The 8,836-nt window shown below is 71.1% G+C and carries 16 protein-coding genes; 8 read left to right on the top strand and 8 right to left on the bottom strand.

Features of this window, described 5'->3' with window-relative positions; genetic code table 11:
* Positions 1-2 precede the first annotated feature (2 nt).
* The 8 genes from AC08OX_RS11305 (at position 3) to AC08OX_RS11270 (ending at position 4,899) form a co-directional block, all read left to right on the top strand.
* Complete coding sequence (locus tag AC08OX_RS11305; protein ID WP_476607776.1) at positions 3-152, top strand: alpha/beta hydrolase; 150 nt, start codon at positions 3-5, stop codon at positions 150-152.
* A 315-nt stretch (positions 153-467) separates the two neighbouring features.
* On the top strand, positions 468-989 hold the full coding sequence (locus tag AC08OX_RS11300; protein ID WP_476607775.1) for an ArsI/CadI family heavy metal resistance metalloenzyme: 522 nt from the start codon (positions 468-470) through the stop codon (positions 987-989).
* Positions 990-998: 9 nt separating this feature from the next.
* Positions 999-1,784 (top strand): aquaporin, encoded by a 786-nt coding sequence (locus AC08OX_RS11295; RefSeq protein WP_476607774.1) that lies wholly within the window; start codon positions 999-1,001, stop codon positions 1,782-1,784.
* Between the two features lie 35 nt (positions 1,785-1,819).
* Complete coding sequence (locus AC08OX_RS11290; protein WP_476607773.1) at positions 1,820-2,224, top strand: arsenate reductase ArsC; 405 nt, start codon at positions 1,820-1,822, stop codon at positions 2,222-2,224.
* Between the two features lie 253 nt (positions 2,225-2,477).
* Positions 2,478-2,999: a fluoride efflux transporter FluC gene (locus tag AC08OX_RS11285; RefSeq protein ID WP_476607772.1), complete on the top strand. Its 522-nt coding sequence runs from the start codon at positions 2,478-2,480 to the stop codon at positions 2,997-2,999.
* A complete protein-coding gene (locus AC08OX_RS11280; RefSeq protein WP_476607771.1) occupies positions 2,999-3,343 on the top strand; it encodes a DUF190 domain-containing protein in 345 nt (114 codons plus the stop codon). The genes AC08OX_RS11285 and AC08OX_RS11280 overlap by 1 nt, the downstream gene beginning before the upstream one ends.
* Positions 3,340-3,729: a fluoride efflux transporter FluC gene (locus AC08OX_RS11275; RefSeq protein ID WP_476607770.1), complete on the top strand. Its 390-nt coding sequence runs from the start codon at positions 3,340-3,342 to the stop codon at positions 3,727-3,729. The genes AC08OX_RS11280 and AC08OX_RS11275 overlap by 4 nt, the downstream gene beginning before the upstream one ends.
* 174 nt (positions 3,730-3,903) lie before the next feature.
* Positions 3,904-4,899, top strand: coding sequence for an MFS transporter (locus tag AC08OX_RS11270; RefSeq protein WP_476607769.1), 996 nt, complete (start codon positions 3,904-3,906; stop codon positions 4,897-4,899).
* Positions 4,900-4,951: 52 nt separating this feature from the next.
* Here AC08OX_RS11270 and AC08OX_RS11265 read toward each other — a convergent pair whose 3' ends face one another.
* The 8 genes from AC08OX_RS11265 to AC08OX_RS11230 all read right to left on the bottom strand — a co-directional run bounded on the left by AC08OX_RS11265 (position 4,952) and on the right by AC08OX_RS11230 (position 8,631).
* The gene (locus AC08OX_RS11265; protein WP_476607768.1) at positions 4,952-5,101 is read right to left on the bottom strand and encodes a hypothetical protein; all 150 of its coding nucleotides are present in this window, start codon (positions 5,099-5,101) and stop codon (positions 4,952-4,954) included.
* Positions 5,098-5,541: a hypothetical protein gene (locus tag AC08OX_RS11260; RefSeq protein WP_476607767.1), complete on the bottom strand. Its 444-nt coding sequence runs from the start codon at positions 5,539-5,541 to the stop codon at positions 5,098-5,100. The genes AC08OX_RS11265 and AC08OX_RS11260 overlap by 4 nt, the downstream gene beginning before the upstream one ends.
* On the bottom strand, positions 5,538-5,840 hold the full coding sequence (locus AC08OX_RS11255) for a hypothetical protein (protein ID WP_476607766.1): 303 nt from the start codon (positions 5,838-5,840) through the stop codon (positions 5,538-5,540). Before AC08OX_RS11255 ends, AC08OX_RS11260 begins: the two co-directional genes overlap by 4 nt.
* 231 nt (positions 5,841-6,071) lie before the next feature.
* Complete coding sequence (locus AC08OX_RS11250) at positions 6,072-6,263, bottom strand: hypothetical protein (RefSeq protein WP_476607765.1); 192 nt, start codon at positions 6,261-6,263, stop codon at positions 6,072-6,074.
* Between the two features lie 117 nt (positions 6,264-6,380).
* Positions 6,381-6,743, bottom strand: a complete 363-nt coding sequence (locus tag AC08OX_RS11245; RefSeq protein WP_476607764.1) for a hypothetical protein — start codon at positions 6,741-6,743, stop codon at positions 6,381-6,383.
* Complete coding sequence (locus tag AC08OX_RS11240; RefSeq protein WP_476607763.1) at positions 6,740-7,231, bottom strand: hypothetical protein; 492 nt, start codon at positions 7,229-7,231, stop codon at positions 6,740-6,742. The genes AC08OX_RS11245 and AC08OX_RS11240 overlap by 4 nt, the downstream gene beginning before the upstream one ends.
* Before the next feature lie 138 nt (positions 7,232-7,369).
* Positions 7,370-7,501, bottom strand: coding sequence for a hypothetical protein (locus tag AC08OX_RS11235; RefSeq protein WP_476607762.1), 132 nt, complete (start codon positions 7,499-7,501; stop codon positions 7,370-7,372).
* A gap of 104 nt (positions 7,502-7,605) precedes the next feature.
* Positions 7,606-8,631 carry a hypothetical protein gene (locus AC08OX_RS11230; RefSeq protein ID WP_476607761.1) on the bottom strand — a complete coding sequence of 342 codons (1,026 nt, stop codon included), beginning with the start codon at positions 8,629-8,631 and terminating at the stop codon, positions 7,606-7,608.
* Between the last annotated feature and the right edge of the window lie 205 nt (positions 8,632-8,836).

Raw genomic sequence — 8,836 nt, 5'->3', positions numbered from 1 at the left:
CCGTGCTGTTGACCTGGCGCTCCTACACGCACACCGCCTATTTCCAAGACAGTGGCTGCGTCCGCCAGGCTGTCGAGCGTTACCTGGTCGACCTGATACTCCCGAAGCGCGGTACGATTTGCCCTGGCGTCCCGACAGCGGCGGGCTCTTGAGTCTCGGCCTTCTCTCGGTCTGCGCGATTCAGCGTCTTCGCGATTCAGGCTCACCGTGAGGATTATCCGGAAAAGCGATGACTTCGCCGGTGCGCGGGCCGGCGTAACGGTCGCCGGCCCCGGTCGGCGCACAGCGGGGCGCGGGCGAGTGGGGCGCGGCACGCGAAGATCCTCCCGGCGAGACCGGGCGGGCCGCCGGTGGGGAGGCGGTCGCCGTGCCGCCGGCATGCCCCATCCATTGACAGACGTCTATGTTTGCGGTCATCCTCTTGCCCGCAAGAACATAGATGGGTGTCGATGTAAGGGGTGGGCTGGATGGCCAGGGTGCAGTTGGCGTTGAACGTCTCGGACGTGGACGCGGCGGTGGAGTTCTACACGACGCTGTTCGGGGTCGGGCCGGCGAAGCGGCGGGCGGGGTATGCGAACTTCGCCGTCGACGTGCCGCCGTTGAAGCTGGTGCTGATCGAGAACCCGGACGCCCGCGGCGCGGGGGTGGCGGGGGCGTTGAACCATCTCGGGGTGGAGATCGAGACCTCGCAGGAGGTCTCGGCCGCCGCCAGCCGGCTGCGGGAGGCGGGGCTGGTGACGGCGGTGGAGGAGAACACCGCCTGCTGCTACGCGCTGCAGGACAAGGTGTGGGTGGATGATCCGGACGGTGCGCCGTGGGAGATCTACACGGTGCTCGTCGATATCGCCGAGGGCGCGGGCCCGCAGCTGCGCACCGTGGAACCTGGGGCCGGGGGTGCTCCCGGGTCGGCGTGTGGCTGTGGGCCGGTGTGCGCTCCCACGGTGCCGGCGGTGACGATCGAGCCGGCCACCGCCGGCACCGGCCACTGAGAGCGAACGGTGACAGACAACGGGGAGGGCCGGCCGCCGCTGGTGCGGCGGCTGGCCGCCGAAGCGCTGGGCGCCATGCTGCTCGCCGCGTTGGTCGTCGGGTCTGGGATCGCCGCGGCGCAGCTCAGCCTGGACCAGACAGGCCTGCAGCTGGTCGAGAACGCCGCGGCGACCGCCGCCGGCCTCTACGCGATCATTCTGATGGTCGGGCCGGTGTCCGGGGCGCATGTCAACCCGGTGGTCACGGTGGTCGACGCCGCGTTCGGGGGGCTGTCGTGGCGGGACGCCGTCGCCTACCTGCCCGCCCAGATCCTCGGCTGCGTCGCTGGGGCGGTGCTGGCGAACCTGATGTTCGACCGGTCGGCGGTGTCGATCTCCACGCATCACCGGGTGTCCGGGGCGCATCTGCTCGCCGAGGTCGTCGCGACCGCCGGCCTCATCCTGCTGATCTTCGCGCTGGTGCGGTCCGGGCGGGGTGAGCGGGAACCGGCCGCGGTCGGCGCCTACATCGGCGCGGCCTACTGGTTCACCAGTTCCACCAGCTTCGCGAATCCGGCGATCAGCATCGGGCGGATGTTCTCCGACACCTTCGCCGGGATCGCCCCCGCCTCGGTGCCCGCGTTCATCGCCGCCCAGGCGCTGGGCGGCGCGGTCGGCTACGGGCTGTTGCGGCTGCTCTACCCGCCGACTCCCACCGGCCCGGCGCAGGCCGCTGGGGTGCTGCTCACCCACCCGGACAGCGCGGTGGCACCCAACGGCGCCGCCCCTTCACCTCTTCCTGGAGGTGTCTCGTGATCGACCTGGGCAACCCGACCGGAAAGGACACCGTCGTGTCTGCGAAGCCCTCGGTGCTGTTCGTCTGCGTCCACAACGCCGGCCGTTCCCAGATGGCCGCCGGCTGGCTGACCCGTCTCGCCGCCGGGAAGATCGAGGTCCGCTCTGCCGGCTCCATACCCGCCGACCGGATCAACACCGTCGCCGCCGCGATGGCCGAGGTCGGCATCGACATCACCGCCGAAACCCCGAAAATCCTCACCGTTGACGCCGTCGAGGCCTCCGACGTCGTCATCACCATGGGCTGCGGCGACACCTGCCCCGTCTTCCCCGGCATCCGCTACGAGGACTGGGCACTCGACGACCCCGCCGGCCAGGATCTCGACGCCGTCCGACCCATCCGCGACGACATCCGTGCCCGCGTCGAAAAACTCATCGGGGAACTCCTGCCTGCCGCCTGAGCACGCCAGGCCGGGCAGGCCGGCACCCGCCCGGCCTGGCGGCTGCCGGCATCCTGGTGGGGGCTGACGACGTCCGGCGGTGGCGGTGAACCGGTGGCAGTGAAGCCGGTATGGTGTGACGGCGGCGGCTTTCGGTCACCGCGCGGCGGTGGGGCCCGCCGGACCCGAACCGCGGCAGCGCGCCGCCAACGGTCCCTACCTGTGACAAGTCATGCCTGGCTGGCCCGGGTGTCGCGCAGGTAGGGGGGCGGGCGTGGACGACACCGAGCAGACGGTCGGTGCACCGACCGACCCTGATGGCACCGACCCTGATGGTGATGGGCCTGTCCCGGTGCGGCGCCGGCAGCTTCGTCACGCGCCGGTCGCGGTCCCGCTGCTGGCGGTGATATCGGCCGGTGGGGCGGTGGGGGCATGTGCCCGGTACGGGGCGTCGCTGGTGTGGCCGACGATGCCGGGCACGTTCCCGTGGACCACCTGGGCGGTGAACACGGCCGGTTGCGCGGCGATCGGTGTGCTGATGGTGCTGATCACCGACGTGCGGACGGTGCATCCGCTGGTCCGCCCGTTCCTGGGCACCGGGGTGCTGGGCGGGTTCACCACCTTCTCCACGTATGCGCTCGACGCGCAGCGGCTGGTGGACGGCGGGCGGGCCGGGCTGGCACTGGCGTACCTGGTGCTGAGCGTCCTCGCCGCGCTGGGCACGGTGTGGGCGGCGGCGGCTGCGATGCGATGGTTCGTGGCGAGGACGCGACGGGTCGCGGGAAGGCGGGCGTGATGAGGTTGAGCGGCCGGGCGTTGCGGCTGACGGTGTTCGTCGGGGAGAGCGACGTGTGGCATCACCGGCCGCTGGCCAGCGAGATCGTGCACCGGGCGCACCGCGCCGGGCTGGCCGGGGCGAGCGTGTTCCGGGGCGTGGAGGGGTTCGGCGCATCCTCGATCGTGCACACCGCCCGGCTGCTGTCGCTGAGCGAGGACCTGCCGGTGGCGGTGGTCATCGTCGATGACGGGCAACGGGTACGGGCCTTCCTCCCGCAACTCGATGAACTCGTCACCGAGGGGCTGGTCATCCTCGACGAGGTCGAAGTGATCCGCTACGTCGGCCGGGAGGCGAGTCGGTGAACTGGCTGCTGGTGATCGCCGGGGCCGCGGCCGGTGCGCCGCTGCGCTATCTGACCGACCGGGCGGTGCAGGCCCGACACGACACGGTCTTTCCCTGGGGTACGTTCACCGTCAACGTCACGGCCAGTCTGCTCCTCGGCCTGGTCGCCGGCGCCGCGGGCGCGGGCGCGCCGCGGGCGTGGGCGGCGTCGGAGCAGGTGGTGTCGCTGGTGGGGAGCGGGCTGTGCGGGGCGTTGAGCACCTACTCGACGTTCTCCTACGAAACGCTGCGGCTGGCCGAGGACGGCGCCCGGCTGCTGGCCGCGGCCAACGTCGCCGGCAGTGTGCTCGCCGCGTTCGGCGCCGCCGCTCTCGGCGCGGCCCTGGCGCGGGCGGTGTGGGGATGATCCGACCGACGCACGGCACGAGCACAGCGCCCGCCGCCGCGGTCAGGCTACGGCCGTGGCGGTTTGTCCTGGTCTTCGGCGTGGTCAGCATGCTGGCGGACGTCGTCTACGAAGGCGCCCGGTCGGTCACCGGGCCGCTGCTGGCCTCCCTCGGCGCGTCGGCGGTCGTGGTCGGTGTCGTCACCGGGGTGGGCGAGGCCGCGGCGCTGCTGCCCCGGCTGGTTCTGGGCGTGGACGATCGCCGGTTACACGCTGACCGTCGCCGCCGTGCCCCTGCTCGGCGTGACCGGCGTGCTGTGGGCGGCCGGCCTGTTGGTGATCGCCGAACGGGTCGGGAAGGCGGTTCGCAGCCCGGCCAAGGACGCACTGCTCTCCCACGCGACCGCCGCCACCGGCCGGGGCCGCGGGTTCGCCGTGCACGAGGCGATGGACCAGCTCGGCGCGCTGGCCGGGCCGCTGCTCGTCGCCGCGGTGCTCGCCTCCGGCGCCGGCTACGGCCCGGCGCTCGGCGTCCTGGCCCTGCCCGGCCTGGGCGTCCTTGCTGTTCTGCTCTGGCTGCGGGCCCGCGTGCCCGACCCGGCCGGCTACGAGCCGGACGAGCCGCCGGCCGTGCCCGTCCCCCGTACCGGCCCGGCCCCGGCCGCCGCGCCCCGGGCCCGACTACCCCGGGCGTTCTGGACGTATGCCGGGTTCACGACCGCGACCACCACCGGGCTGGCGACGTTCGGCGTGTTGTCCTTCCACGCGGTCACCCGTGGCCTGCTGCCGGTGGCCGCGGTGCCTGTCGTGTACGCCGCGGCCATGGGCGTCGACGCCCTCGCCGCGCTCGCGACCGGCTGGGCCTACGACCGCCACGGCCCCGGTGTGCTCGCCGTGCTGCCGCCGCTGGCCGTCGCCGGGACGCTGGTGTGGGGAGCGGCCACCGGCGTGCAGGAATCCACCCTGCGGGCCACCGTCGCCGACCTCGTCCCGCCCGCCGGGCCAGCGCCTACGGCGTCTTCGCCGGCGTGGTCGGCGCGACCACCGCCGCCGGCGGCGCGTTGGCCGGCGCGCTCTACGACCTGTCCATCCCCGCCCTCATCGCCGTCACCGCCGCCGTGCAGGTCGCGGCGCTGGCGCTCCTTGCGGCCAGCCGGCGCATCCGCCCCTGAGCAGGCACAACGACGCTAACGCTAATCGTCGGGCAGGAGGACGCGAGGCCCGCCCGTCCACCCCAACAGGCCTACCCACTCCACGCCCGGGCGTCCCGTCCCGGGTTCACCGGGCCGGTGTGGATCGCGCACCTGGCCGCGGGCAGCGCGTCGCAGGACGCGCGGAGCGCGGAGTTGACGGCGGCCAACACGGCGGCCAACGGGGAATGCCCGCTGGTCACTTCCAGGGGCCGCAGAAGGACACGCCCTTGGCGCCGGAGCGGTACAGGCAGGCGCGGACCAGAACCCGCTTGGTGTAGGCGTACTTGACGGAGAAGTACCGGTAGCTCGATGTCGCGCCATCCGGGGGAAAAACACGGCCGTCGGCGCTTACCTGTACCGCGACCTTGCGGTTGGCGGGAGCGTGGTAGTGGTAGACCCAGCCTGAGACGGTGCCATGGTAGAAGCCCGGGTAGCCTTTTTGGGCAGACCAGGTCTTGGTAACGTCGGCGTACCCGTATCCGCGCTGGGTCCACAGCCGGTAGGAGGCGCGGGAGTCGGGAGTGGCCACGCTGCGGGCGACGTGGGCGGTAGTTGCCCGGGCCGGTGCTGCGCCGGTCAGGGCCAGCCCGGCGGCAAGTGCAGCGCTCGCTGCTGTGCTGACGAGGTGCTTGCGCGTCACCAGAAGCCCTGGTCCCCGGCCAGGTTCGCTACCACCGCCGGGCGCAGCGCCCCCGGGGCGTCCATCCCCTCCAGTAGATAGGACAGGTCGCCCTTCGCCGGGTCGGCCAGGTCCGGGGCCTGCTGTATCTCCTCGCCACGGCGCAGACTGTTCGCGGCCGCGATCGCCGCCCGGTCCAGGATCGGCGTCCCGTGCGGATGCCCGGCCAGCTCCGCTGCTATCTGCGGGTCGTTCGCGTCGAGCCAGGCCTGGATCTCTTGACGGAGCTGGCGGGCCAGCGGGGAGAGGGCTGCGGGCATCGGGGCCTCCCACGGTGTCGGTAGGGCTGTTGGAGTCCAGCGTGCCCGTTGGCGCGGGTGGGCTGTGCGGTGGGAGCGGTGCGGCCGCCTCGACGGCCGCGGGTTCGGCGGAGGCAAGGACCATGGCTTGTTCGGCCAGGTTCTGGGCGGCGCGGATCTGCTCGCGGATCGCGGCGGGGGAGGCGCCGGTCGCCGCGGCCAGCGCTGGGCGGGCGGCTGTGAGAATCGGGGTCAACGCGGCGATGATCGTCGTCGTGTCCGGAACCGGGGGAAGTGCAGGTCGGACACGTCGAAACCGGCGACACGGCCCAGGAGGTAGATGACCGAGTCGGCCCCGACCTCGGCCTGGCCTGCGCACCGTTCGCCCCCACCGCGCGCCCGGGGGGTGGGATGCAGGTCCCGGTGGGCAAGATGATGCGCCATCCGGCGGATCGACCCGGCGAGACTGTCCTGCCGGTAGACCGGAGGTCAACGTCGCCGCATAGGCAGCGACGCGGTCGAGTAGCGCCGGCAGGGTGATGGGCGTGGCCGCGGAGCGGGTCACAGCGGCCCGGGAGTCCAGGGTCGCCGGGTCCGGTCGACGCTCGGGCGGGCGGGTGGCGCGGGGGGTTGCTGTGGCATCGCGGCGAGCTGACGTCGCACCTCAGCTACCTGCTCCTCAAGCGCCCGGATTCTGGCCTGCTGGCGCTCCAAGGCTCCTTGCTGGCCGACAAGAGCTACCTGCTGTGCGCGTAGCAGGTCGAACAGCAGACCGATGTTTGTGGGCCCGTCCAGCTGCGTGGGGAGCTCCAGCAACTCCGCCAGCACATCCGGAACATCCCCTAGCGCGACGCTGTTACTCCACAACGACGCGACGGCGGGCATCTCGGTGCCCGCCGTCGCGGTCAAGGGAGAGGGGATCAAAGCCAGATACGACCAGACGACGGTCCGATGACGGTGGCGGTCAGGTTGTCCCGCAGTCCCCAGCGCTTAGCGGCGGCCAGGAGTGCGTCGGCGGCAACGCGCACTCTGCCGGTCGCGAGCGCGGCCGTGATAGCGGTGGCGTCCACGACACGTTGTAGTCCGTCGGAGTACAGCAGCAGCCGCATGGCCGGTCCGAGGACCCATACCTCATCGATCGCGCCGTCCTGCACGGTGCTGGTGACCATGTGATCGAACCCTGCGGCGATCCGGGTCATCCAGGGGTCCCGGCCGGGCTGGCGGAACTTTTCTCCGAGCGTGCGGTCCTGGGTGACCCGCCCCAGGGTTCCGCCCGGACGCAGCACGTAGGCCCAGACGTCCCCAGTCCACGCGACCACGGCGCCACCGGCGAGCCGATGCGGCATCGGACAGGCGATGACCATCACCGCGTCGTCACGCTGCCCGGGTGCTGCGTCGGTGTACTCCCGCAATGCGGCCTCGCGGGCGGCGACGAAGCCGCCGTACGGCCCGCGCTGGACGCGAACCGGGGGCGGCCACCAGGACCGTTCCCGGGAGAACGGACATCGGTACCCCGGCAGAGCTGCTCTGCCGGGGTACCGACGGATCGGTCAGGTGCAGTACTCGGTTTCGTCGCTACGCACGGCCCGCCGGTCGTCGTACGCGACGACGTACGGCTCGACGTGCTCGCACTCGCCGATCCGGTCGAAGATGAGCCGGTAGAGACGTGAGGCGTTCTGCACAGGCGTGGAGCTCCTATAGGGGTGCGGTTGGACGGCCGGCCATCCCCATCCCAGGCAGCGCCTTTCTCGGTGTTCTGGGTTCGGGTCCGGTTACCCCAGGGTGATCATGCTGGAGACTGGTCGTCCCTGGTCGTCCCTGGTCGTCCCTGGTCGGGCACCCAGAGGTAGTCGCCGATGTCCGATGACGGCCACTTGAGGTAGTGCCTGTTGCCGTAGCTCGCGACCGCATTTCCGTGGCTGACGCAGAGCATGGAGGTCTGAGGTGAATCGAGGAAGCATCCCCACTCAACCCTCTCCTCGATGGAGGCGAACGCCTCGTTCGGGGTCACACCCGGGAACACGATGCTGGCGGGCCGCCCGTCGAACAGACGCAGATGTGTTGCCCCGTCTGCGCTACCGAAGAGGATCATTCGTGCGATGCGATTATCTCCGAGCGGGGGGCGACTTCCCAACGATGGATCATGATTGATCGGATGCGTCTCCAGAGCGGGAACGCGGTGCAGCATCGGGCCCACAGAGACGGCGGCCTCCGGCATCACGCCGGCAAACGAACCGATCCGTTGGAACCGTATCCTGTTATGTCCAGGGACCGTCAGGAACTCCTTCGCACAGCGAATGATCATATCGTGATCGAAGATGTCCAGCCGCCCACAGTCGCTTATTGCCACGTCACGGAAGGACCCATCCGACAGGACCATGAAACCGACGTCGACCAGACGGTCACGCAGCGCGAGAGGCGGCGTGAGCCGCGACGACTCGTCGAGCGCGCGGACAGTTCCGCGCGTCGGGTGTCGCTCGTGGCGGATCACGGCGTTTCCGTTGCCCCAGACCCGGCAGTCCGCCTTGTGGGTAGTGCGCGAGCCGGCCCACCTGAGCGGCACGCCGTTGAGATCAAGTTCGCCGGCTGCCTCGACGTCCTCGACGGACAACACTCCGTTGCGGCAGATGAGCGCCTCACGGTCGACGACGGGCACGCTGCGGATGCGGCCATCGCTGATAGCCAGGTTCAGACTCAGCTGCCGGGGGGTAGCGGCCCCGAGATCGGCCAGGTAGAAGTATCCGGCGTTCGCGGCGACAACGTAGGTCTGGATGGAGGGGAGGCCCGGCACGCCGATGAGGCTGTCATGCACGTGAATGGCGGCCTTGACACGTCCAGCGTGATAGCTGACGTCGTACACGTTTGTGAACGCACTCCCGTCCAACGGGAGCGAGGGCGGGGTCAAACGGTCGTAGCGACACCTCGATAGGATGATCGTGATGGCGTCGAGGGACTGGATGGTGGATGGGCCGGCGGGTGCAGTTGACAGTCGAGGATCGGGAGCTGATTTCCCGGGA

The sequence above is a fragment of the Frankia sp. CoBUL1 genome (assembly GCF_978021245.1).
This window is presented reverse-complemented; position numbering and strand designations above follow the sequence as displayed.